Origin of the sequence: Micromonospora sp. HK10 (assembly GCF_000982955.1) — a bacterium.
Classification (GTDB): Bacteria; Actinomycetota; Actinomycetes; order Mycobacteriales; family Micromonosporaceae; genus Micromonospora.
On sequence record NZ_KQ058772.1, the window covers coordinates 36615 to 59852 of the forward strand.

21 protein-coding genes and 1 riboswitch are annotated in these 23238 nt (G+C 75.0%); of the genes, 17 read left to right on the top strand and 4 right to left on the bottom strand.

From position 1 onward, the window contains the following. Positions 1-40: 40 nt before the first annotated feature. From rpoZ to LQ51_RS10765, 10 genes are all read left to right on the top strand, one after another. On the top strand, positions 41-307 hold the full coding sequence (rpoZ, locus tag LQ51_RS10720; protein WP_013285517.1) for a DNA-directed RNA polymerase subunit omega: 267 nt from the start codon (positions 41-43) through the stop codon (positions 305-307). A 15-nt stretch (positions 308-322) separates the two neighbouring features. Then, positions 323-1531, top strand: a complete 1209-nt coding sequence (gene coaBC / locus LQ51_RS10725; protein WP_046564641.1) for a bifunctional phosphopantothenoylcysteine decarboxylase/phosphopantothenate--cysteine ligase CoaBC — start codon at positions 323-325, stop codon at positions 1529-1531. An 83-nt stretch (positions 1532-1614) separates the two neighbouring features. Beyond that, positions 1615-2820, top strand: a complete 1206-nt coding sequence (metK, locus tag LQ51_RS10730; protein ID WP_046564643.1) for a methionine adenosyltransferase — start codon at positions 1615-1617, stop codon at positions 2818-2820. A gap of 59 nt (positions 2821-2879) precedes the next feature. Further along, entirely contained in the window at positions 2880-5000 is a 2121-nt protein-coding gene (locus tag LQ51_RS10735) for a primosomal protein N' (RefSeq protein ID WP_046564644.1), read from the top strand. A gap of 203 nt (positions 5001-5203) precedes the next feature. Further along, entirely contained in the window at positions 5204-6187 is a 984-nt protein-coding gene (locus LQ51_RS10740; RefSeq protein ID WP_046564648.1) for an AAA family ATPase, read from the top strand. 105 nt (positions 6188-6292) lie between these two features. Beyond that, positions 6293-7576: a cytochrome P450 gene (locus LQ51_RS10745; RefSeq protein WP_369799836.1), complete on the top strand. Its 1284-nt coding sequence runs from the start codon at positions 6293-6295 to the stop codon at positions 7574-7576. Between the two features lie 42 nt (positions 7577-7618). Beyond that, a complete protein-coding gene (def, locus tag LQ51_RS10750) occupies positions 7619-8179 on the top strand; it encodes a peptide deformylase (RefSeq protein ID WP_046564652.1) in 561 nt (186 codons plus the stop codon). A 5-nt stretch (positions 8180-8184) separates the two neighbouring features. Beyond that, the gene (gene fmt / locus LQ51_RS10755; protein WP_046564817.1) at positions 8185-9111 is read left to right on the top strand and encodes a methionyl-tRNA formyltransferase; all 927 of its coding nucleotides are present in this window, start codon (positions 8185-8187) and stop codon (positions 9109-9111) included. Then, positions 9108-10673, top strand: coding sequence for an RsmB/NOP family class I SAM-dependent RNA methyltransferase (locus LQ51_RS10760; protein WP_046564653.1), 1566 nt, complete (start codon positions 9108-9110; stop codon positions 10671-10673). Before fmt ends, LQ51_RS10760 begins: the two co-directional genes overlap by 4 nt. A 240-nt stretch (positions 10674-10913) precedes the next feature. Beyond that, positions 10914-12650: a M28 family peptidase gene (locus LQ51_RS10765; RefSeq protein ID WP_046564654.1), complete on the top strand. Its 1737-nt coding sequence runs from the start codon at positions 10914-10916 to the stop codon at positions 12648-12650. Between the two features lie 34 nt (positions 12651-12684). On the opposite strand, the gene LQ51_RS10770 is transcribed toward LQ51_RS10765, so the two are convergent. Then, positions 12685-13575, bottom strand: a complete 891-nt coding sequence (locus tag LQ51_RS10770; RefSeq protein WP_046564820.1) for a septum formation family protein — start codon at positions 13573-13575, stop codon at positions 12685-12687. Positions 13576-13694: 119 nt separating this feature from the next. Further along, a complete protein-coding gene (locus LQ51_RS10775; RefSeq protein WP_046564656.1) occupies positions 13695-14576 on the bottom strand; it encodes a septum formation family protein in 882 nt (293 codons plus the stop codon). 262 nt (positions 14577-14838) lie between these two features. On the opposite strand from LQ51_RS10775, the gene rpe reads away from it, so the two are divergent. From rpe to ribH, 7 genes are all read left to right on the top strand, one after another. Next, a complete protein-coding gene (rpe, locus tag LQ51_RS10780) occupies positions 14839-15519 on the top strand; it encodes a ribulose-phosphate 3-epimerase (protein ID WP_046564658.1) in 681 nt (226 codons plus the stop codon). A 1-nt stretch (position 15520) separates the two neighbouring features. Beyond that, positions 15521-16477, top strand: coding sequence for a response regulator (locus LQ51_RS10785; protein ID WP_046564660.1), 957 nt, complete (start codon positions 15521-15523; stop codon positions 16475-16477). Between the two features lie 81 nt (positions 16478-16558). Further along, positions 16559-16731: riboswitch (FMN riboswitch) on the top strand. 168 nt (positions 16732-16899) lie between these two features. Beyond that, the gene (gene ribD / locus LQ51_RS10790; RefSeq protein ID WP_046564662.1) at positions 16900-17961 is read left to right on the top strand and encodes a bifunctional diaminohydroxyphosphoribosylaminopyrimidine deaminase/5-amino-6-(5-phosphoribosylamino)uracil reductase RibD; all 1062 of its coding nucleotides are present in this window, start codon (positions 16900-16902) and stop codon (positions 17959-17961) included. Between the two features lies 1 nt (position 17962). Next, positions 17963-18574: a riboflavin synthase gene (locus LQ51_RS10795; RefSeq protein WP_046564664.1), complete on the top strand. Its 612-nt coding sequence runs from the start codon at positions 17963-17965 to the stop codon at positions 18572-18574. Continuing rightward, positions 18571-19269, top strand: coding sequence for a nicotinamide riboside transporter PnuC (pnuC, locus tag LQ51_RS10800; protein ID WP_046564666.1), 699 nt, complete (start codon positions 18571-18573; stop codon positions 19267-19269). Before LQ51_RS10795 ends, pnuC begins: the two co-directional genes overlap by 4 nt. Then, the gene (locus LQ51_RS10805) at positions 19266-20534 is read left to right on the top strand and encodes a bifunctional 3,4-dihydroxy-2-butanone-4-phosphate synthase/GTP cyclohydrolase II (protein ID WP_046564669.1); all 1269 of its coding nucleotides are present in this window, start codon (positions 19266-19268) and stop codon (positions 20532-20534) included. The genes pnuC and LQ51_RS10805 overlap by 4 nt, the downstream gene beginning before the upstream one ends. Before the next feature lie 2 nt (positions 20535-20536). Further along, complete coding sequence (ribH, locus tag LQ51_RS10810) at positions 20537-21034, top strand: 6,7-dimethyl-8-ribityllumazine synthase (protein ID WP_046564671.1); 498 nt, start codon at positions 20537-20539, stop codon at positions 21032-21034. A 143-nt stretch (positions 21035-21177) separates the two neighbouring features. On the opposite strand, the gene LQ51_RS10815 is transcribed toward ribH, so the two are convergent. Beyond that, complete coding sequence (locus LQ51_RS10815) at positions 21178-22470, bottom strand: MFS transporter (RefSeq protein ID WP_046564674.1); 1293 nt, start codon at positions 22468-22470, stop codon at positions 21178-21180. Continuing rightward, the gene (locus LQ51_RS10820) at positions 22467-23135 is read right to left on the bottom strand and encodes a winged helix-turn-helix domain-containing protein (protein WP_052744810.1); all 669 of its coding nucleotides are present in this window, start codon (positions 23133-23135) and stop codon (positions 22467-22469) included. Before LQ51_RS10820 ends, LQ51_RS10815 begins: the two co-directional genes overlap by 4 nt. Positions 23136-23238: the final 103 nt, after the last annotated feature.

Here is a 23238-nt window from a genome sequence, read left to right on the forward strand (position 1 = left end):
CCCGCTTGCGGGCGGTGCAGACAGACGCAGAGGTTTATTCGTGGGATCCATCGCCACCAACCCCGAGGGCATCACCAACCCGCCGATCGACGAGCTCCTCGAGAAGACGACCTCGAAGTACGCGCTGGTGATCTTCGCCGCGAAGCGCGCCCGCCAGGTCAACGCCTACTACAGCCAGCTCGGTGAGGGCCTGCTGGAGTACGTGGGCCCGCTGGTGGAGACCACCCCCCAGGAGAAGCCGCTCTCCATCGCCATGCGCGAGATCAACGCGGGTCTGCTCACCGCCGAGCCGACCGACCAGCCGTAACGCCCGCCCGCGCCGATGGCCGCCGAGATCGTCCTCGGGGTCGGTGGCGGCATCGCCGCCTACAAGGCGTGTGAGCTGCTGCGGCTCTTCACCGAGTCGGGCCACCGGGTCCGGGTCGTGCCGACCGCGTCGGCGCTCCGCTTCGTCGGGGCGCCGACCTGGGCCGCGCTCTCCGGCCAACCGGTGGCCGACGACGTCTGGTCCGACGTGCACGAGGTGCCGCACGTGCGCCTCGGCCAGCACGCCGACCTGGTCGTGGTCGCCCCGGCGACCGCCGACCTGCTCGCCAAGGCCGCCCACGGCCTCGCCGACGACCTGCTCACCAACACCCTGCTGACCGCCCGCTGCCCGGTGCTGCTCGCCCCGGCCATGCACACCGAGATGTGGGAGCACCCGGCCACCGCCGCCAACGTGGCGACCCTGCGGTCCCGGGGCGTGCGGGTGATCGAGCCGGCGGTGGGGCGGCTCACCGGGGTCGACACCGGCAAGGGCCGGCTGCCCGACCCGGCGGAGATCTTCGCGGTGGCCCGCCGGGCCCTGGCCCGGGGCGTCGCCGCCCCGGCGGACCTGGCCGGCCGGCACGTGGTGGTCACCGCCGGCGGCACCCGTGAGCCCCTCGACCCGGTCCGCTTCCTCGGCAACCGCTCCTCCGGCAAGCAGGGGTACGCGTTCGCCCGCGCCGCGGTGGCCAGGGGCGCCCGGGTCACCCTGGTCTCGGCCAACGTGGCGCTGGCCGACCCGGCCGGCGCGGACCTGGTCCGGGTCGGCAGCACCGCCGAGCTGCGCAGCGCGACGCTGGCGGCGGCCGCCGACGCGGACGTCGTGGTGATGGCCGCCGCCCCCGCCGACTTCCGCCCGGCCAGCTACGCCCCGGGCAAGATCAAGAAGTCGGACGACGGCAGCGCGCCCACCCTCGCGCTGGTGACCAACCCGGACATCGCCGCCGAGCTGGGCGCCGGCCGCCGGCCCGAGCAACTGCTGGTGGTCTTCGCCGCGGAGACCGGGGACGCCGAGGCGAACGGCCGGGCCAAGCTGGCCCGCAAGCGGGCGGACCTGATCGTGATCAACGAGGTCGGCGTGGACAAAGTCTTCGGCGCGGAGACCAACGCGGCCACCGTGATCGGGGCGGACGGTGCCGTGCACCGGCTGCCCGAGCAGCCCAAGGAGGATCTGGCCGACGCCGTCTGGGACCTCGTGGTGACCCGGCTGCCGGCCCGGTCCTGAGAGTTGGTCACTCTCCCGTTCCTCAAGCCACCCTGGGAGCACGGTGACTAAACTGCCGCCGAGCGACCTTTAAAAGTCTTCACATGCTTAGGAGTGCCGTGACACGTCTTTTCACGTCCGAATCGGTCACGGAGGGCCACCCGGACAAGATCGCCGACCAGATCAGTGACGGCATTCTCGACGCTCTGCTCGCGAAGGACCCGCACAGCCGCGTCGCGGTCGAGACCCTGATCACCACCGGCCAGGTGCACGTCGCCGGCGAGGTGACCACCAAGGCCTACGCCGACATCCCGACCATCGTCCGGGAGACCATCCTGGAGATCGGGTACGACTCGTCGAAGAAGGGCTTCGACGGCGCGTCCTGCGGCGTGAGCGTCTCCATCGGCGCCCAGTCGCCGGACATCGCGCAGGGCGTGGACAACGCGTTCGAGCTGCGTACCGGCTCGTCGGAGAGCGCGCTGGACGCGCAGGGCGCCGGCGACCAGGGCATGATGTTCGGCTTCGCCTGCTCCGAGACGCCCGAGCTGATGCCGCTGCCGATCGCGCTGGCGCACCGGCTGGCCCGGCGGCTGGCCGCGGTCCGCAAGGACGGCAGCGTGCCCTACCTGCGGCCGGACGGCAAGACCCAGGTGACCATCGAGTACGACGGGCTGCGCCCGGTCCGCCTCAACACCGTCGTGGTCTCCAGCCAGCACGCCGCCGACATCTCGCTGGAGTCGCTGCTCACCCCGGACATCCGCGAGCACGTCATCACCCCGGAGCTGGAGGGCCTCGGCCTGGACACCGAGGGTTACCGGCTGCTGGTCAACCCGACCGGGCGGTTCGAAATCGGCGGCCCGATGGGCGATGCCGGGCTCACCGGCCGCAAGATCATCGTCGACACCTACGGCGGGTACGCCCGGCACGGCGGCGGCGCCTTCTCCGGCAAGGACCCGTCGAAGGTGGACCGCTCCGCGGCGTACGCGATGCGCTGGGTGGCCAAGAATGTGGTCGCCGCCGGCCTCGCCGAGCGCTGCGAGGCGCAGGTCGCGTACGCGATCGGCAAGGCCCACCCGGTGAGCCTCTTCATCGAGACCTTCGGCACCGAGACCGTGCCGGTCGCCTCGATCGAGAAGGCCGTCGCCGAGGTGTTCGACCTGCGCCCCGCCGCGATCATCCGGGACCTCAACCTGCTCCGCCCGATCTACCGCCAGACCGCCGCGTACGGCCACTTCGGCCGGGAGCTGCCGGACCTGACCTGGGAGAGCACCGACCGGGCCGCCGACCTCAAGTCGGCCGCGGGAGCCTGACCGCCACCAGGCGCACCGACCGGCGACCCGCTGACGGGTCGCCGGTCGCTCGTGTCTGCGTGGACCTGCCCCTGGCCCACCTCGACCGCCCCTTCGACTACCTGGTCCCCGCCGAGCTGGACGCGGCGGCCCGGCCCGGGGTGCGGGTGAAGGTGCGCTTCGCCGGCCAGCTCGTCGACGGCTGGCTGTTGGAGCGGGTGGCCGCGTCCGACCATCCCCGGCTGGCGTACCTGGAGAAGGTGGTCTCCCCGGTCCCGGTGCTGGCGCCGGAGGTGGCCCGGCTGGCCCGGGCGGTCGCCGACCGGTACGCCGGCAGCCTCGCCGACGTGCTCCGGCTCGCCGTCCCGCCCCGGCACGCCCGGGTCGAGAAGGACCTGATCACGGCCGCCGCTCCCACCCCGGACCCGGCCGCACCGACCAGCGCCGGCCCAACCGCGCCGACCGCCGCCGCGCCGACGGCCGCCGATCCGGCCGCGCCGGCCCTTGATCCGACCGTGCCGGCCGCCGGCCCGACCGTGCCGGCCCTTGATCCGACCGTGCCGGCCCCCGGCCCGACCGCGCCGACGACCGCTGCGCCGACGACGGACCCCGGTGCGCGGCCGGTCGATCCGCCCGCGCCGGCCGAGGTCGATCCGCGCGGCTGGCGGGACTACCCGGCCGGGCCGGCGTTCCTGCGCGCGCTCAGCACCGGCCGGGCGCCCCGCGCCGTCTGGTCGGCGCTGCCCGGCGAGGACTGGGCCGCCCGCTATGCCGACGCGGTGGCCGCCACCGTGGCCGGCGGCCGGGGCGCGCTGGTCGTGGTGGCCGACGCCCGCGACCTGGACCGCGTCGACGCGGCGCTCACCGGCGTCCTCGGCCCCGGGCGGCACGTCTGCCTCTCCGCCGCGCTCGGTCCGGCCCGCCGGTACCGGGCCTTCCTGGCCGCGCTGCGGGGGGACGTGCCCGTGGTGGTCGGCACCCGGGCGGCCATGTTCGCCCCCGTCGACCGGCTCGGCCTGGTCGCCATCTGGGACGACGGCGACGACCTGCACGCCGAGCCCCGGGCGCCGTACCCGCACGCCCGGGAGGTGCTGCTCACCCGGGCCCAGCTCGCCGACGCGGCCGCCCTGGTCGGCGGGTACGCCCGCACCGCCGAGGCGCAGCTGCTGACCGAGACCGGCTGGGCCCGTGCGGTGGTGGCCGACCGGGCCACCCTGCGGGCCCGGGTGCCGGTCATCACGCCGACCGGGGACGACCCGCAACTGGCCCGCGACCCGGGCGCCGCCTCCGCGCGGCTGCCCAGCCTGGCCTGGACCGCCGCCCGGGACGCGCTCCGCGCCGACCTGCCGGTGCTGGTGCAGGTGCCCCGCCGCGGCTACCTGCCCTCGGTGGCCTGCGCGGACTGCCGTACCCCGGCCCGCTGCCCGCACTGCGCGGGCCCGCTCGCCCTGCCCGCCGCCGACGGCGCGCCGGCCTGCCGCTGGTGCGGGCGGGTCGCCGCCGCGTACACCTGTCCGGAGTGCGGCGGGCGGCGGCTGCGGGCCGCGGTGACCGGCGCCCGGCGGACCGCCGAGGAGCTGGGCCGGGCCTTTCCCGGCGTGCCGGTGCGGACCTCGGGCCGGGAGGAGGTGCTCGCCACGGTGCCCGGCGGCGCCGGGCTGGTGATCGCCACCCCGGGTGCCGAACCGGTCGCCGACGGCGGGTACGGCGCGGTGCTGCTGCTCGACTCGTGGGCCCTGCTCACCCGGGCCGACCTGCGGGCGGGGGAGGAGGCGCTGCGGCGCTGGCTGGCGGCGGCGGCGCTGGCCCGGCCGGGGCCGGCGGGTGGCCGGGTGGTGGTGGTGGCCGATGGGGCCCTCGCCCCGGTGCAGGCGCTGCTGCGCTGGGACGCCCCCTGGTTCGCGGCCCGCGAGCTGGCCGAGCGGCGGGAGCTGGGCTTCCCGCCGGCGGTGCGGATGGCCAGCCTCACCGGCCCGCCCGCCGCCGTGGCGGACCTGCTGGCCGGGGTCCGGCTGCCGGACGGCGCCGAGGTGCTCGGCCCGGTGCCGGCCGAGGAGGGGCGGGAGCGGATGCTGGTCCGGGTACCGCGGGCCCGGGCGGGCGCGCTCGCCGGTGCGCTGCACACCGCCGCCGGGCAGCGCAGCGCCCGCAAGGCCGCCGACCCGGTCCGGCTCCAGGTCGACCCGCTGACCCTGTTCTGAGCCCCGACCCGGCACCTGAGCTGCCGCACCCGGCCCGCCACGAACGCTCGTGAGCAGCGGTTTGTCGCACACCTCGGGCGGCAAATGGGTAGCAACCGCGTGATAGCATCGCCCGTCATGCCGGGGCGTACGGAGCGACGGGGCGTCGGGGCGGACGCGAAATCGATGATGTCAACCAGCCGGTGATCAGGAATGGACCAGTCGTGACCGTTCGTCAATCGATCGTTTTCAACGGTGACCTCGGCAGCGGCAAGAGCACCGTCTCGGTGGAGATCGCCAAGCGGTTGAACATGCGCCGGGTCAGCGTCGGCGACCTCTACCGGCAGATGGCCCAGGAGCGGCAGATGACCGCCCTGCAGCTCAACCTGCACGCCGAGCTGGACCAGGCCGTCGACGGGTACGTCGACCAGCTCCAGCGGGACATCGCCGCCTCCGGGGAGCGCCTGGTGATGGACTCCCGGCTGGCCTGGCACTTCTTCACCGACGCGCTCAAGGTGCACATGATCACCGAGCCGACCGAGGCGGCCCGCCGGGTGCTGGCCCGCCCGTCCGGCCCGGCCGAGAGCTACACCTCGCTGGAGGAGGCCCGGGCCAAGCTGCGCGAGCGCAGCGAGAGCGAGCGCAACCGGTTCATCGTCCGGTACGGCGTCGACAAGGCCCGGCTGCGCAACTACGACCTGATCTGCGACACCACCCGGGCCACCCCGGAACAGGTGATCCAGCACGTCATCGACGTCTACGAGGGCCGGCTCGGCGCCGACGTGCTCCGCGACGGGCACCCGCTGCTGCTGCTCGACCCGGCCCGGATCTACCCCACCGAGGAGATCACCACCCTGCGGGGCCTGTGGGACTCGGAGTACGTCGGCGACGTGGCTGAGGCCGGCGACGAGGCGCTGGAGCCGCTGACCATCGGCTACACGGGGGAGTACTTCTTCGTGGTCGACGGGCACCGCCGGCTCAGCGCCGCGCTGCGCAGCGGCTTCCCGATGGTCCCGGCCCGGCTGGTCGCCGAGGTGGACGAGCCGGTCGTCGGCGGGCTGGGCGCGGTCGACTACTTCACCGAACAGGCCCGGCCCAGCCTGATCCACGACTGGGAGGCCGCGCACGGCATCCAGCTGCCGCTGCCCGAGCACGCGCTGCTCGGCGGGGACGCGGTGCTGGCCGGGGAGCCGGGCGCCGGGGCCTGAGCGCCGGCCGGGGGTTCCCCGGATCCGGCGCATCCGGGGCATGATGAAGGTCTCCGATGCCTGGGGAGGCCGACCGTGGATCCTGCCGACGCCCTCGCGCTGCTGATGTCCCCGGCCGGGCGGGTCGACCCCTACCCGACGTACGAGCAGCTGCGCGCGCACGGGCCGGTGGTCCAGGCCGGCCCGGTCTTCTACCTGGTGACCGGGTACGCGGAGGCCGACGAGATCCTGCGCGACGCCCGCTTCGGGGTGATGGACGACGACCTGCGCGACCAGTTCATGCCCGGCTGGCGGGAGAGCCCGGCGGTGCTGTCGATCTCCCGGTCGATGCTGCGTACCAACCCGCCGGACCACAGCCGGATGCGCCGGCTGGCGGCCGGCGCCTTCACCCCGCGCCGGATCAACGCGATGCGCGACGTGATCGAGGCCCAGGCCGACGAGCTGGTCGACGGCATGCTGGCCGCCGGCCGCGACGGCGCGCCGGTGGACTTCATGGCGGGCTTCGCCTATCCGCTGCCGGTCGGGGTGATCTGCGCGCTGCTCGGGGTGCCGGCGGCCGACCGGCCGCTGTTCCGGCGCTGGGCCGCCGACCTCACCGGCGTCCTCGAGCCGGAGACCACTCCGGAGGAGCTGGCCGTCGCCGACCGGGGCGCCGTCGAGCTGCGCGACTACTTCACCGAGCTGGTCCGGGCCCGCCGGCGCGCCCCGGGCGACGACCTGACCTCCGCGCTCGTGCAGGCGCACGACGGCCCGGATCCGGCCGCGGCGGACCGGACGCGGGCCGGCGCCGACGGCGCCCGGCTCAGCGCCGACGAGCTGCTGGCCAACCTGATCGTGCTGCTGGTGGCCGGTTTCGAGACCACCACCAACCTGCTGGGCAACGGCCTGGTCGTGCTCCTGGAGCACCCACGGGAGGCGGCGGCGTTGCGCGCGCATCCCGAGTTCGCCCCCGCCTACGTCGAGGAGCTGCTGCGCTACGACTCCCCGGTGCAGCTCACCTCCCGGATGAGCACCGCACCGAGCCGGCACGGCGGGCTCGACCTGCCGGCCGTCAGCTGGCTGATCGTGATGCTCGGCGCGGCGAACCGGGACCCGCGCCGCTATCCGGAGCCGGCGCGCTTCGACCCGTGGCGCCCGCAGCCGCACCCGCTCTCCTTCGGTGCCGGCCCGCACTACTGCCTGGGCGCGGCGCTGGCCCGCCTGGAGGCCCAGGTGGCCTTCCCGCTGCTGCTGCGCCGGCTGCCCGGCCTGGCCCTGGCCGGAACGCCCGAACGGCGGGTCCGGCTCACCCTGCGCGGGTACGCCACCCTGCCGGTCACGGTCGGCGACCCGGCCGGGGCGGGCGCCGATCGCGGTACGCCGGCCGGCGCGGCGGGAGCGACTCCGTAGACTGGGACGGCACCACCCGTCCCAGTGAAGGAGCCACCCCGCGTGACCGTCCAGCCCATCCGTCTGTTCGGCGATCCGGTGCTGCGCACGCCGGCCGACCCGGTGGTCGACTTCGACGCCGAGCTGCGCAAGCTGATCGCCGACCTGACCGACACGATGCGCGAGCAGAGCGGTGCCGGGCTGGCCGCGCCGCAGCTCGGGGTGGGCCTGCGGGTGTTCACCTTCGACGTGGACGACGTCCTCGGTCACCTGGTCAACCCGGTGCTGGAGTTCCCCGACGAGGAGGAGCAGGACGGCCCGGAGGGCTGCCTGTCCATCCCCGGGCTCTATTTCGACACCAAGCGCCGGCAGAACGTCATCGCCAAGGGCTTCAACGGCTACGGTGACCCGCTGCAGATCGTCGGCACCGGCCTGATGGCCCGCTGCGTGCAGCACGAGACCGACCACCTCGACGGGGTGCTCTTCGTGGACCGGCTCGACCCGGCCGGCCGCAAGGAGGCCATGAAGGCGATCCGCCAGGCCGAGTGGTACGACCCGGCCGCGCCGCCCACGGTCAAGCTCAGTCCGCACGCCGCCGGCAACCCGTTCGGTCTGGGGCGGTGACCCGGATGCGCCTGGTCTTCGCCGGCACCCCGGCCGTCGCCGTGCCCGCCCTGGCCGCCATCGCCGCGGCCGGCCACGAGCTGCTGGCCGTGGTGACCCGCCCCGACGCGCCCGCCGGCCGGGGCCGCGGCCTGGTCCGCTCGCCCGTCGGCGCCTGGGCCGACGCGCACGGCGTCGAGGTGCTCACCCCGGCCCGCCCGCGCGAGCCGGAGTTCCTCGACCGGCTCCGGGCGCTGGCCCCGGACTGCGTGCCGGTCGTCGCGTACGGCGCCCTGGTCCCGCCGGTGGCGCTGGAGATCCCCCGGCACGGCTGGATCAACCTGCACTTCTCGCTGCTGCCGGCGTGGCGGGGCGCGGCACCCGTGCAGCACGCCGTGCTGCACGGCGACGAGCTGACCGGGGCCAGCGTCTTCCAGTTGGAGGAGGGGCTGGACACCGGCCCGGTGTACGGCACGGTGACCGACGAGGTCCGCCCCACCGACACCTCCGGCGATCTGCTGGAGCGGCTTGCCCACTCCGGCGCGGGACTGCTCGTGGCGGTGCTCGACGCGCTCGCCGCCGGCACCGCCCGGGCCGAGCCGCAGCCCGCCGACGGGGTCTCCCTGGCGCCGAAGCTCACCGTCGAGGACGCCCGGGTGCGCTGGGCCGATCCGGCCTTCGCGGTCGACCGGCGGATCCGCGCCTGCACCCCGGCCCCCGGCCCGTGGACCACCTTCCGGGACGACCGGGTGAAGCTCGGCCCGGTCACCCCCGTGGCGAACGGCCCCGAGCTGAAGCCCGGTGAGCTGCTGGTGGAGAAGTCCCGGGTGCTGGCCGGCACGGCGACCACCCCGGTCCAGCTCGGCGAGGTCCGGGCGGCCGGCAAGAAGGCGATGTCGGCCAGCGACTGGGCGCGCGGCGCCCGGGTCGCGGCGGGCGAGGTGTTCGCGTGACCGGCCCGTCCGGGCCGCGCGATGAGCGTTCCGCCGGGGGCGGGGCGCGTGGCGGCCGCGCGGGCGACGCCGGACGGTTCACCGGCGGCGACCGGTCCCGCGACCGGGGCGGAGCCGAGCGCGGCGGGCGCCGGGGCGACGGGCCGCCGCGCGAGGGGCGCTTCGGCGCGGACCGGCGCGGCGGGCCGCGCCGGCCGGCCCGGCCGGTGGTGGACCTGCCCCGGCAGGTCGCGTACCAGGCCATCGCGGCGGTGCACCGGGACGACGCGTACGCCAACCTCGTGCTGCCGGCGCTGCTACGCGAGGAGGGGCTGACCGGCCGGGACGCCGCCTTCGCCACCGAGCTGACCTACGGCACGCTGCGGCACACCGGCACGCTGGACGCGATCGTCACCGACGCGGCCGGTCGGGACGTGGCGCGGATCGACCCGCCGGTGCGGGACGCGCTGCGGCTCGGGTCGTACCAGCTCCTGCACACCCGGGTGCCGGCGCACGCGGCCGTCTCGTCCACCGTGGACCTGGTCCGGTCGGTGGGTCCCGGCGCCACCGGCTTCGCCAACGCGGTGCTCCGCGAGGTGGCCGGCCGGGACCTCGACGGCTGGGTGGCCAAGCTCGCCCCGGCCGAGGAGACCGACCCGATCGGGCACCTGTCGCTGGCGTACAGCCACCCGCAGTGGATCGTCCGGGCCTTCGCCGAGGCGCTCGGCGGCGACCTGCGGGAGACCGCCCGCCTGCTCATCGAGGACAACGAGCGGCCGCCGGTGCACCTGTGCGCCCGGCCCGGGCTGGCCGACCCGGTGGCGCTGGCCGACGAGGTCGGCGGCGCTCCGGGCGCCTTCTCGCCGTACGCGGTCTATCTCTCCGGCGGGGCGCCGGGCGAGCTGGCGGCGGTGGCCGACGGGCGCGCGCACGTCCAGGACGAGGGTTCCCAGTTGGTGGCGAACGCCCTCGCGGTGGCCCCGCTGGACGGGCCGGACGGCCGCTGGCTCGACCTCTGCGCCGGTCCGGGCGGCAAGGCCGGCCTGCTCGGCGCCCTGGCCGCGGAGCGCGGCGCCCGGCTCACCGCCGTCGAGGTGGCCGAGCACCGGGCCCGGCTGGTCGCCCAGGCCACCCGGGGGCTCCCGGTCACCGTGCTGCACACCGACGGGCGCACGGTCGGCGCCGACCCGAAGCTGCCCGAGGCGCACTTCGACCGGGTGCTGGTCGACGCGCCGTGCACCGGGCTCGGCTCGCTGCGCCGCCGGCCGGAGTCGCGCTGGCGGCGCCAGCCGGCCGACCTGCCGCCGCTGACCCGGTTGCAGCGGGAGCTGCTCACCGCGGCGCTGCGGGCGGTCCGGCCGGGCGGCCTGGTCGCCTACGTGACCTGTTCGCCGCACACGGTGGAGACGCACGTGACGGTCACCGAGGCGGCCCGGCGGTGCGGCTTCCCGGTCGATTTCGTCGACGCCCGTCCGCTGCTGCCCGCCGGGATGCCCGGTCTGGGGGACGGGCCGACCGTGCAGCTGTGGCCGCAGCGGCACGGCACCGACGCGATGTTCCTGGCGGTGCTGCGCCGGGGTTGAGCGCGCGGGGGTGGGCCGCCGGGCGGATGTGCCGGAATGGGCCGCGCCTCGGACGCCTCGACCCCCATCGCACCGAAGCTCGCTCCGCGCACCATGTGACACCCCGTTGACTCTTAGATCGATACATGTAACTGTTCCGATCACCGGTTTCCCCCGCCGGCCCCGGGGCTCTCCCACCGGAGACCACGGGTCGCGCCATCCCCCGCCAGCACGTCCCGCCGACCCCCACGAGGAGTCTCCATGAGACGCAGCATGCCCGCCGCCGGCCTCGCGCTCGCCCTCTTCGCCACCATGGCGGCGACGGTGACCGCCACGGCCGCCGCCGCCGCGCCCGCGCCGGTGAGCGTCGCCGCCCCGCTCGCCGCCGCCGCGCCGGACATCTCGGTGACCAACGTCCAGGCCCACCTCACCCAGCTCAACACCATCGCCAGCAACAACGGGGGCACCCGGCGGGCCGGCTCGGCCGGCTACACCGCCTCGGTGGCGTACGTGAAGTCCAAGCTCCAGGCCGCCGGCTACACGGTCACCGAGCAGACCTGCACCAGCTGCACCTACCCGGGCAGCAACCTGATCGCCGAATGGCCGCAGGGCCCGGCCGACCAGGTCGTCATGTTCGGCGCCCACCTGGACAGCGTCTCCGCCGGGCCGGGCATCAACGACAACGGCTCCGGCTCGGCCACCCTGCTGGAGAACGCCCTGGTGCTGGCCAGCCAGCAACCGACCATGTCCAAGCGGGTCCGGTTCGCCTGGTGGAACGGCGAGGAGCAGGGCCTGCAGGGCTCGAAGTACTACGTCGGGCAGCTCAGCTCGACCCAGCGGGGCTACATCAAGGCGTACTACAACTTCGACATGGTGGGCTCGCCCAACGGCGGCTACTTCATCAACCGGATCACCTCGGCCACGGCGGCGCCACTGAAGGCGTACTGGGACTCGTTCAACCTGCAACCGGAGGAGAACACCGAGGGCGCCGGGCGCAGCGACGACTACTCGTTCGCCAACGCCGGCATCCAGACCTCCGGCTACGCCGCCGGGGCCAGCTACACCAAGACGTCCGCGCAGGCCAGCAAGTGGGGCGGCACCGCCGGGGCGGCGTACGACGGCTGCTACCACCGCTCCTGCGACACCACCGCCAACATCAACGCGACCGTCCTGAACCGCAGCGCCGACGGCGTCGCCTACACGATCTGGAACACGGCCGTCGGCGGCACCCCGACCAACGACTTCTCCCTGGCGGTGAGCCCGACCTCCGGCAGCGTGGCCCGGGGCGGCTCCACCACGGCCACCGTCAGCACCGCGACCACGAGCGGCAGCGCCCAGACCGTGAGCCTGTCCGCCAGCGGCGCCCCCAGCGGTGTCACGGTGAGCTTCAGCCCGTCGTCGGTCACCTCCGGCGGCTCGGCCACCATGACGGTGAGCGCCTCGTCGAGCGCCACCACCGGCACCTTCACCATCACCGTGACCGGCACCGGGTCGGCCACCCGCACCGCCGGCTACACCCTCACCGTGACCGGCACCGGCGGCTGCGCCGGCGGCCAGCTCATCGTCAACGGCGGCTTCGAGTCCGGCAGCTCACCGTGGACGGCGACCTCGGGCGTGATCACCAACGACTCCGGCCAGGCGGCCCGGAGCGGGTCGTACAAGGCCTGGCTGGACGGCTACGGCAGCTCGCACACCGACAGCCTCGCCCAGACGGTGAGCCTCCCGGCCGGCTGCGCCAGCTACACCCTCGCCTTCTGGCTGCACATCGACACCGCGGAGACCACCACGTCGACCGCGTACGACAAGCTGACCGTCCAGGTCGGCGGCACCACCGTGGCGACGTACTCGAACCTCAACGCCGCCAGCGGCTACCAGCAGCGCACCGTGAACCTGGCCGGGTACGCCGGGCAGACGGTCACCCTGAAGTGGACCGGGGTGGAGGACGCGTCCCTGCAGACCAGCTTCGTCATCGACGACGTGACGGTGCAGGTCGGCTAGCGTTCCGGCGGGGCGGGCCCGGTGCCCGCCCCGCTCACCGGACCGGCAGCCCCTTGTTGCCGGCGCCCCGCATGGAGCGGGTCAGCGCCCGGTCGGCCACCCAGAGGAAGCACTGCACGCCCCGCTCGCCGTTGCGCCACTCCGCCTCGAGGGGGTGGTAGATGATCGTGCCGGCCCGGTACTGCAGGTCGCCGTTCTTCGGCACCTTGGCGTACGTGGCGATCAGATCCCGGCAGGCCTTGTGCGCGCGCAACGAGGTGCGCTTGAACTCGGCGTACGAGATGTCGGGGAACTGGTAGATCCCGACGAACTCGGCGTGGTGCTTCGCCGTGCAGGCGACCGGACGCATCTGCTGGATGTCGTCCTTGACCAGCTTCGGGTTGAAGCAGCCGAACGCCAGCGGGGAGCCGGTGGCCAGCGCCCCGCGCAGGCTGGCGGTACGCGCCGTGACGCTGCCGTCGTCGAGGCTGGTCACCTCCGAGGCGTCGCAGCGGAACCAGCGCGCCCCGCCGCCCCACGCCGAGGCCGACGGGAAGACCACCCCGACCGCCAGACGCCCGGACCGCCAGTCCGCGCCGACGGCCTTGCTCACCTGGGTGTCGCACTCGGCGCGGGCGGTGCGCATGCCGGCCGAGCCGACCCGCGGCGGCGTGGACCGCTCGGCGTCCGGGCCGGTCAGCGTGCCCACGTGCAGCGTCTCCGCCCGGTGCAGGACGGTGCAGTCGACCGGGTTGTAGCCGCTGAGGTATCCGACGTCCTGGATGGTGACGTGGCAGGTCCCCGCGTCCGGCAGGAACGCGGCGGCCTTCGGCAGCGCGGGCCAGTCGTCGGCCAGGTCGCGGTCCACCCCGCCCGGCGCGCCGCACCCGGTCAGCGCCAGCGCGGCCGCGGCACCCGCCGCGATCGCCGTCCACCATCGCCGCATCGCACCGACCTCCCCGTCGTCGTGGTCACCCGGACCGCACCGCGCGCCGGTGCGCCCGGCGCCCTGCCGCGCGCCGGAACGGCCGACCGTCACGGCGGTGCAGCATACGGCACGGACGCTCAGATGACCGGTAGTCCCTCCGGGCCGGCGCCGCGCATCGACCGGTTGAGCTTGCGGTCGTCGCTCCACAGGAAGCAGCGCACGCCCCGGTCGCCCTCCGTCCACTCCCGCTGCGACGGCGGATAGAAGATCGAGCCGGCCCGGTACGGCAGGTCGGCGTTGTCGGGCACCTCGGCGAAGGTGGCGATGAGCGCCATGCAGCGGCGGTGCACCTGCGGGGCGGCGCGCAGGAAGTCGGCCCAGCTCATGTCCCGCTCCACGAAGACCCCGACGAACTCGGCCCGGTGCGGCTCGGTGCAGAGCACCGGGGCCATGTAGTTGAGGTTCTCGCCGATCAGCTTCGGGTCGAAGCAGCGGTGCGCCAGCGGGTTGTCGCCGACCAGCGCGCCGCGCAGGCTGCCCACCCGGTTGACCGGTCGGGTGTTGTCGATGCTGCCGGTCTCGGCCAGGTCGCAGCGGTACCAGCGGGCCCCGGCCAGCCAGGCGGCCGTCGTGGGCAGCGCGATGTTCAGGGCGAGCCGGGCCGCGTGCCAGTCCCCGCCGATGACCTCGCGGGCCCGCTGGTCGCACTCGGCGCGGGCGGCCCGCAGCGCGGGCGAGCCCGGCTCGGGGCGGGGGCCGGTCGCGGCGGACCCGGCGAACGTGCCGACGTGCACCACCTCGGCGAGGTGGCTGCGCGCGCAGTCGACCGTCTCGTAGCTGCCGGCCGGCACCACCGCCGTGATCCGGGGCAGGCAGGCGTCGGTGGCGGGGACGAAGACGCGGGCCTCCGGGAGCGCGGGCCAGTCGTCGGTCAGGTCGCCGTCGGCCCGGTGCCCGGGCACGCAACCCGCCAGGAGCAGCGTCGCCGCGCCGGCCAGCGCCAGGAGCCACCGTCGCATCGTCCGCCCTTTCCGGGAGATGACAGGCGGTCGCCGGGGCCCGGATGGCGGGCGTACCGCCGCCGGGGCGTGCAGCATACGGGACCGTCCCTGTTGGAGTGTTGCCGTCTTTCGGTCGTTCGGCCAGTAGTGTCTGGCTCCTCGTTCCGGATTATTCCTCCGGACGGGTCGATCCCGCACCGCCGGTCACGCCCGGGTCACGGCGCGTTGCGGTCGGTGCCGGGTGGTGAACGGCGGGTCACCGCGTTCGTACACTGGCCCGGTGACCGTACCGCCGCTGATCGTCGCGCCCAGCATCCTGGCCGCCGACTTCGCCCGCCTCGCCGACGAGGTCCGTGCCGTCGAACACGCCGCCGACTGGCTGCACGTGGACGTGATGGACAACCACTTCGTGCCGAACCTGACCATCGGCCTGCCGGTGGTGCAGAGTCTGCGCGCGGCGACCGAGCTGCCCTTCGACGTGCACCTGATGATCGAGGACCCGCGCCGCTGGGCCCCCGGCTACGCCGACGCCGGCGCCTACAACGTCACCTTCCACGCGGAGGCGTGCGACGACCCGGTGGCGCTGGCCAAGGATCTGCGTTCGGCGGGGGCGAAGGCGGGGCTGGCCATCGACCGGGACACCCCGATCGAGCCGTACCTGGAGCTGCTGCCCAGCTTCGACACGCTGCTGATCATGACGATCAAGGCGGGCTTCGGCGGGCAGCGGTTCCTCCCGCAGCTGCTGGAGAAGGTCCGCACCGCCCGGCGGCACGCCGCCGCGGGGCACCTGGAGCTGCGCATCGAGGTCGACGGCGGGATCGCCGACGACACCATCGCGCAGGCCGCCGAGGCGGGCGCCGACGCCTTCGTCGCCGGCACCGCGGTCTACGGCGCCGACGACCCGGCCGAGGCGGTACGCCGGCTGCGCGGCCTGGCGGAACGCGCGGCGACCGGGGCCTGACGTGGAGCCGGCCGGCGAGCGACCCGACGTCATCCTCGTCGTCGACGACGACGAGGACATCGCCCGCTTCGTCGAGTTCAACCTGCGGCTGCACGGTTTCGAGGTGCTGCACGCCGGGGACGGCCAGGAGGCCCTGGAGATCATCGAGCAGCGCCGACCCGACCTGGCCGTGGTGGACCTGATGATGCCCCGCATCGACGGCCTGGAGCTGACCCGCCGGCTGCGCGCCGACCCGATGACCTCGGCCCTGCCGGTGATCATGCTGACCGCCAAGGGGATGACCGTCGACAAGGTCAACGGCCTCAGCGCGGGCGCCGACGACTACCTGGTCAAGCCCTTCGACACCGCCGAGCTGGTCGCCCGGGTCAGCTCCACGCTGCGGCGCAACAAGGAGTTCCGCGAGGTCTCCCCGCTGACCGGGCTGCCCGGCAACAGCCGGATCCGGCGGGAGATCAGCGACCGGGTGCGCAACGGCGTCGACTACGCGGTCGGCTACATCGACATCGACCGGTTCAAGAGCGTCAACGACCGGTACGGCTTCGTCCGCGGCGACGAGTTCATCTCCGCGCTCGCCCGGAGCCTGCACCGGGCGGTCGTCTCGATCGGCCTGCCGCCGGCCTTCCTGGGCCACGTCGGCGGCGACGATTTCGTCATCGTCTGCGCCCCCACCCAGGTCCGGCCGCTGACCAGCCGGGCCGTGGTCGACTTCGAGAAGGCCGCCGACGCCCTCTACGACCCCACCGACCGGGAGCGCGGGTTCGTCGAGCTGAAGGACCGGCGCGGCAACATCCGGCGGGCCGCCCTGGTCACCCTCTCCATCGGGGTCTCCCTCTCCGACTCGGGCAAACGGTTCACCGACCCCCTGGAGGCGATCGCGGTCGCCTCCGAGATGAAGACGGTCGCCAAGAGCCAACCCGGGTCGTACGTCGCGGTCGACCGGCGGCGTGGCGTGACGTGACGAACCACCCGTCGCTGTGAGGTAGCTCGCCTCGGTGGCACGCGCCCCCGTCCGGCGTGTAAGACTTCCCCTGTACCCACCACGCGCTGGCGGGGCTCGGTGAAATTCCGAACCGGCGGTGATCCACGGTCCGACCGTGGTAAGCCCGCGACCCGGACGGCTTCGGCCGGACGGTGGACCTGGTGAGAATCCGGGGCCGACGGTTGGGGTGCGGCTGGTCCGCCCCCAGACAGTCCGGATGGGAGACAGCGCGCGGGACGGGGAGGCCCCTGCCGGCCGCTGGCATGCTCAGCCGCCGCGTGGGCTTCCCGGGGTCGGCTGTGCCGTCTCCGGATCTCCGCCGCCGCGTGTCCGCGGCACCCGTGCCGCCAGCCTCCCGCCCGTCCGCGCGTGCCCCGGCGAGCGAGAGGGCAGGGCTGGCGATGGCGAGCGTCTCCGTGGACGAGGCGATGCGTCGCGCGATCGAACTGGCCGCCCGCGGCCTCGGCACCACCAGCCCCAACCCGGTGGTGGGCTGCGTGCTCCTCGACCCGGACGGCGAGGTCGTCGGGGAGGGCTTCCACGCCTACGCCGGTGGCCCGCACGCCGAGATCGTCGCCCTGGCCCAGGCCGGCAGCCGCGCCCGTGGCGGCACCGCCGTGGTCACCCTGGAGCCCTGCGACCACACCGGGCGCACCGGCCCGTGCAGCCACGCGCTCATCGCGGCCGGGATCGCCCGGGTGGTGGTCGCCGTCGGTGACCCCAACCCGGTCGCCTCCGGCGGCGCGGCCACCCTGCGCGCCGCCGGGGTCCAGGTCCAGGTGGGGGTACGCGCCGAGGAGGCCGAGGCCGGCAACGTCGCCTGGCTCACCTCGATGCGCCGCGGCTGGCCGTACCTGATCTGGAAGTACGCCGCCACCCTCGACGGGCGTTCCGCGGCCGCCGACGGCACCAGCATGTGGATCACCTCGGAGGCCGCCCGGATCGACGTGCACGCCCTGCGCGGCACCGTGGACGCGGTGCTCGCCGGGGTCGGCACGGTGCTCGCCGACGATCCCCGGCTGACCGCCCGCAACCTGCGCGACGGCACGCTGGCCATCCGGCAGCCGCTGCGGGTGGTGGTGGACAGCACGGGGCGTACCCCGGCCGACGCCCGGGTCCGCGACGGCGCCGCCCGCACCTGGATCGCCACCGCCGCGGAGGTCGGCGCCGGCCCGGACGGCCGGGTCGACCTGCCGGCGCTCCTGGCCGAGCTGCACCACCGGGGCGTGCGCGCCGCCCTGCTGGAGGGCGGCCCCCGGCTGGCCGGGGCGTTCCTCGCCGCCGGCCTGGTCGACAAGGTCGTCGGGTACGTCGCGCCGAAGCTGCTCGGCGCCGGGCCGACCGCGCTGCTGGACGCCGGCGTGACGACCATCGCCGACGCCATCGACCTGGAGATCACCGACGTTACGCAGGTCGGCCCCGACCTGCGGATCACCGCGCTGCCCCGGAAGAGGGAGGCCTGAGATGTTCACCGGCATCGTCGAGGAGTTGGGCGAGGTCGTCCGGATCACCGAGACCGGGGGCGACTCCGTGCTGGTCGCCCTCCGCGGCCCGCTGGTCACCTCGGACGCCCGGCACGGCGACTCGATCGCGGTCAACGGCGTCTGCCTGACCGTGGTCGACGTCGACGGCGGCGTCTTCACCGCCGACGTGATGGGGGAGACCCTGCGCCGCAGCGCGCTGGGCGCGCTGCGCCCGGGCGACCCGGTCAACCTGGAACGCGCCGCGGCGCTGAACAGCCGCCTCGGCGGGCACCTCGTCCAGGGCCACGTGGACGGGGTCGGCGAGGTGGTCGCCCGGGAGCCGGCCGCCCAGTGGGAGACGGTCCGCTTCCGGCTCCCCGCCGGCCTGGCCCGGTACGTGGTGGAGAAGGGTTCGATCACCGTCGACGGCGTGTCGCTGACCGTCGCCGAGGTCGGCGACGACTGGTTCGCCGTCGGGCTGATCCCGACCACCCTGAAGCTGACCACCCTCGGCGCCAGGGGCGTCGGCGACCCGGTCAACCTTGAGGTGGACGTGCTGGCCAAGTACGTCGAGCGGCTGCTCGGCGACCGGCTCGCCGGTGGTGCCCGGTGACCGGCCCGCTCGGCTGGCTGCTCGACGCCCAGGTGCACGTCGCCGGCTCGCCGGTGCTGGTCCGGGAGATCGTCGGCAACGGCTTCGGGCTGGCCTCGGCGCTGCTCGGGCTGCGCCGGTTGGTCTGGGCCTGGCCGGTCGGCATGATCGGCAACGCGTTGCTGTTCACCGTCTTCCTGGGCGGGGTCTTCGCCACCCCGCAGGCGCACGACCTCTACGGCCAGGCCGGCCGGCAGGTCTTCTTCTTCGCGGTCAGCGTCTACGGCTGGTGGCGCTGGTCGCGCAACCGCCGCTCCGGTGACGGCCAGCGGCCCGCCGTGGTGCCGCGCTGGGCGACCGGGCGGGAGCGGCTCGGCCTGCTCGTCGCGGCCGTGGTCGGCACCGCGGCCGCGTACCCGGTGCTGGCCGCGCTCGGCTCCTGGGGACCGCTGCCGGACGCCTGGATCCTGGTCGGCAGCCTGCTCGCCACCTACGGGATGGCCCGCGGCTGGGTGGAGTTCTGGCTGATCTGGATCGCCGTCGACGCGGTCGGCGTGCCGCTGCTGCTGCGCGGCGGCTTCTACCCGTCGGCCGTCATGTACCTGGTCTACGGCGGGTTCTGCCTGGCCGGTCTGGCCGCCTGGTGGCGCACCTCCCGGGTCACCCCGCCCGCCCGCACCGACATCCCGCCGACGTACTCGGAGGCCGTGGCATGAGCAGCACCTTCGGCAGCATCGAGCAGGCGGTGGCGGACATCGCCGCCGGCCGACCCGTGGTCGTGGTGGACGACGAGGACCGGGAGAACGAGGGTGACCTGATCTTCGCGGCCGAGCTGGCCACCCCGGAACTGGTCGCGTTCATGGTCCGCTACACCTCGGGCTACATCTGCGCCCCGCTGACCGAGAGCGAGTGCGACCGGCTGGACCTGCCGCCCATGCACCACACCAACCAGGATCGGCGGGGCACCGCGTACACGGTCACCGTGGACGCCCGGGAGGGGGTCAGCACCGGCATCTCGGCGGCCGACCGGGCGCACACCATCCGGCTGCTCGCCGCCGCCTCGACCGACCCCACCGACCTGGCCCGCCCCGGGCACGTGGTGCCGCTGCGGGCCCGCGAGGGCGGGGTGCTGCGCCGCCCCGGGCACACCGAGGCGGCCGTGGACCTGACCCGGCTGGCCGGGCTGCGTCCGGCCGGGGTCCTCTGCGAGCTGGTCAACGACGACGGCACCATGATGCGCCTGCCCGATCTGGAGAAGTTCTGCGCCGAGCACGGGCTGACGCTGATCACCATCGCCGACCTGATCGCCTACCGGCGGCGTACCGAGAAGCAGGTGGAGCAGCTCGCCGAGGCGCGGATGCCCACCCCGTACGGGGTGTTCCGGGCGCTCGGCTACCGCAGCGACTTCGACTCGGCCGAGCACGTCGCGCTGGTCATGGGCGACCTCGGCGACGGGCGGGACGTGCTGGTCCGGGTGCACTCGGAGTGCCTGACCGGGGACGTGTTCGGTTCGCTGCGCTGTGACTGCGGCCCGCAGTTGCAGGCCGCGCTGGCCCGGGTCGCCCAGGAGGGGCGCGGCGTGGTGCTCTACGTGCGCGGGCACGAGGGGCGGGGGATCGGCCTGCTGCACAAGCTGCAGGCCTACCAGCTCCAGGACCAGGGCCGGGACACCGTGGACGCGAACCTCGACCTGGGCCTGCCGGCCGACGCCCGCGACTACGGCACCGGCGCGCAGATCCTCTACGACCTGGGTGTCCGCTCGATGCGGCTGCTGACCAACAACCCGGCCAAGCGGGCCGGCCTGGAGGGGTACGGGCTCACGGTGAGCGGCCGGGAGGGGCTGCCCGTGCGGTCGAACCCGGAGAACGTGCGCTACCTGCGCACCAAGCGGGACCGGATGGGCCACCTCCTGGAGGGGCTGGACGAGGTGACCGAGGCGCCGATGGGGCGTCCGGTGGCCGGTGACGAGATCGGAGCGTAGGAATGGCGGGTTTCGGGGAACCGGGCGCGAGCGCGGTGGACGCGGCCGGGCTGACCGTCGGGATCGTGGCGGCGCGCTGGCACGGCGACCTCACCGACCACATGGTCGACCGGGCGGTGGCCGCCGCCGAGGCGTGCGGCGCCCGGCCGGTGGTGGCCCGGGTGGCCGGCTCGGTGGAGCTGCCGGTGGTGGCGCAGGCGATGGCCCGCCGGTACGACGTGGTGGTCGCTCTCGGCGTCGTGGTGCGCGGCGCCACCGCCCATTTCGACTACGTCTGCCAGTCGGTGACCGAGGGGCTGACCCGGGTGGCGCTGGACGAGAGCAAGCCGGTGGCGCACGGCGTGTTGACCGTGGACACCCTCGAGCAGGCCCGGGACCGGGCCGGCCTGCCCGGCTCGGCCGAGGACAAGGGCTGGGCGGCGACCGTGGCGGCCCTGGACGCCGCCCTGGCCGTCCGGGGCCTCGACGCGGCCAACGGCCGCCGCGTCGGCTTCGCCTGACCACCCCCCGCCTGTCTCGCGCCAGCCCGCGCCGAGTCGTCTGGGTCATCAAGTTGGTAGCGTCTGCGAACCTCTCGGTGGGTTGGCGGGCGAGGCGGCCGTCGGGCCCCCGTCCGGCCCGGTCACGCGCTCGTACGATGCCGTCACACGTGACCAGTGGGTACGGCGGCTGTCTCGATCGGCGTCCCGGCGGACGGCGCCGAGAGGTGGCGGCCGGTGAGCAGGTAGCCGCCGGCGGCCAGCAGCAGCGCCCCGATCGCCGCGAACAACAGGCGGTAGTCGACCAGCCCGACCAGCAGCGCGCCCAGCCCGATGGCCAGCGACTGGGGTCCGCTGGCGAGCGCGTCCAGCGCGGCCGAGGCGCGACCGAGCAGGTCCGGCGGGGTCTGCCGTTGCAGCAGGGTCATGGTGCCCACCAGGGCGACCGGCAGCCCCAGCCCGATCAGCACGGCGGCGGTCACGGCGAGCCCGAGCACCGGCCAGACCGGGGCCAGGAAACCCACGGCGACGGCGGACACGCCGAGCGCCATGCCGCCCAGCTCGCCGAGCCGGCGCACCAGGGCCGCCGAGGCCAGCCCGCCGAGCAGCCCGCCGATGCCCTGCAGCGAGACCAGCACCCCGAGGAAGGCCGGCTCCCGCCCGAGTCCCTGGTCGACGTAGGCGTACCAGAGCGTCTCGCCGAACCCGAGGCCGACGGTCGCGGCGACCACGGCGAGCAGGGCCCGCCGCAGCGCCGGCTCGCGTACCAGGTGCCGCACGCCGGCGACCACCTCGGCCCGCCAACCCCCGGCGGTCCCCGCCGCCGCCCCGGTGGGCCCGCCGGCCGCCGCCGCCCCGGTAGGCCCGCCCGGCGTCGGCGTCGCCACGGGTGCCGGAGCCGGGCGTACGGCCAGCCCGACGGCGGCCGCCGCCAGGAACCCGAGCGCGCAGACGGCGGCCATCGCGGGGCCGCCGAGCAGCACGTAGAGCCCGGCGCCGAGCAGCGGGCCGACCAGCCGCAGCCCCTGTTTGACGGTCTGGGTGACGCCGTTGGCGTCGGGCAGCAGGCCGGCGGGGACCAGTTCCTGCACGAGGGCGGTGACGGTCGCGCCGAGCGCGATGTAGGACAGGCCGTAGCCGGCGGCGACGGCGTAGACGACCCAGAGCCGGCCGGCGTCGTGCACGGCCAGCAACGGCAGCAGCAGCCCGGCGGTGGCCGCGTTGAGGACCACGAACAAGGTCCGGCGTGGCACCCGGTCGACCACCCAGCCGGCCAGCGGGGCGAGCACCATGGGCGCGGTCAGCGCCAGGAAGGTGGCGCCGGCCAGCCCGTCGGAGCCGGTCAGCTCCTTGACCCAGATGGCCAGGGCCAGCAGCAGGACCGACTCGGCGATCATGCTCATGGTCAGCGCGACGAAGAACAGCCGGAAGCCCGGCCGGCGCAGCAGGCTTCTCATCGGTCCCCGTTCCGCTCCGCGTCGGTGTCGCCGACGACCGGTCCGTCCTCGGTGCCCGCGCCGCCGGCGACGGGCTCGCCGCCGGCGACCGGCTCGCCGTCGACGTCGGGCGCGGCCCACGCCAGCAGCCGTACCGGCCGGGAGCCGGGCGGACGGGCCGCCGGATCGCCCAGCCGGTCCAGGTGGCGGCCGAGCAGCGCGCCCAGCTCCTCCTTCAGCTCGCGCAGTTCCTCGGCGGTGTACCAGCCGATGAACTGGTGCAGGAAGTCGGCGTCGCGCCAGGTGGCGGCGTGCTGGCGGCGGACCGCCAGCCAGTCCCGCAGCTTGCGGTGTTCCAGGTCGAGCAGGGCCAGCAGGGCGGCGTCCCCGGCCTGCGCCAGCGCCGGGCTCTCCGCGCCCTCGCCCCAGCGGTGTCCCTCGGTGACCAGCCGCCAGGGCCGCTGCCGGCCGGTGCCGCCGCCCGCCTCGGTGACGAAGCCGTAGCGGGCGAGCTGGCGCAGGTGCCAGGAGCAGTTGGCCGGGCTCTCGCCGACCCGCTCGGCGACCTCCGTGGCGGTGAGCGGGCCGTGCAGGGCGACCGCGTCGAGGATGCGCAGCCGCAGCGGATGCGCGAGGGCGCGCAAGGTGTCGACGTCGGTGATCTTCCGGGTTCGCGGTTGCTCCACGGTCGAAGCGTACCTTTCGAAGGTTCCCTTTCGAAAGACCTCTTTCTAGCGGTCCGGCATGTGGTCCGGGTCCGGACCCGGCGCGTACCGCGACCGGCCGGGG

Excerpts from the sequence above, each read along its gene's own strand:
- coaBC (WP_046564641.1), top strand. The coding sequence starts at position 323 with ATGGCCGCCGAGATCGTCCTCGGGGTCGGTGGCGGCATCGCCGCCTAC.
- metK (WP_046564643.1), top strand. The coding sequence starts at position 1,615 with ATGCTTAGGAGTGCCGTGACACGTCTTTTCACGTCCGAATCGGTCACG.
- LQ51_RS10745 (WP_369799836.1), top strand. The coding sequence starts at position 6,293 with ATGTCCCCGGCCGGGCGGGTCGACCCCTACCCGACGTACGAGCAGCTG.
- fmt (WP_046564817.1), top strand. The coding sequence starts at position 8,185 with ATGCGCCTGGTCTTCGCCGGCACCCCGGCCGTCGCCGTGCCCGCCCTG.
- LQ51_RS10765 (WP_046564654.1), top strand. The coding sequence starts at position 10,914 with ATGAGACGCAGCATGCCCGCCGCCGGCCTCGCGCTCGCCCTCTTCGCC.
- LQ51_RS10770 (WP_046564820.1), bottom strand. The coding sequence starts at position 13,575 with ATGCGGCGATGGTGGACGGCGATCGCGGCGGGTGCCGCGGCCGCGCTG.
- LQ51_RS10775 (WP_046564656.1), bottom strand. The coding sequence starts at position 14,576 with ATGCGACGGTGGCTCCTGGCGCTGGCCGGCGCGGCGACGCTGCTCCTG.
- ribD (WP_046564662.1), top strand. The coding sequence starts at position 16,900 with ATGGCGAGCGTCTCCGTGGACGAGGCGATGCGTCGCGCGATCGAACTG.
- LQ51_RS10795 (WP_046564664.1), top strand. The coding sequence starts at position 17,963 with ATGTTCACCGGCATCGTCGAGGAGTTGGGCGAGGTCGTCCGGATCACC.
- LQ51_RS10805 (WP_046564669.1), top strand. The coding sequence starts at position 19,266 with ATGAGCAGCACCTTCGGCAGCATCGAGCAGGCGGTGGCGGACATCGCC.
- ribH (WP_046564671.1), top strand. The coding sequence starts at position 20,537 with ATGGCGGGTTTCGGGGAACCGGGCGCGAGCGCGGTGGACGCGGCCGGG.
- LQ51_RS10815 (WP_046564674.1), bottom strand. The coding sequence starts at position 22,470 with ATGAGAAGCCTGCTGCGCCGGCCGGGCTTCCGGCTGTTCTTCGTCGCG.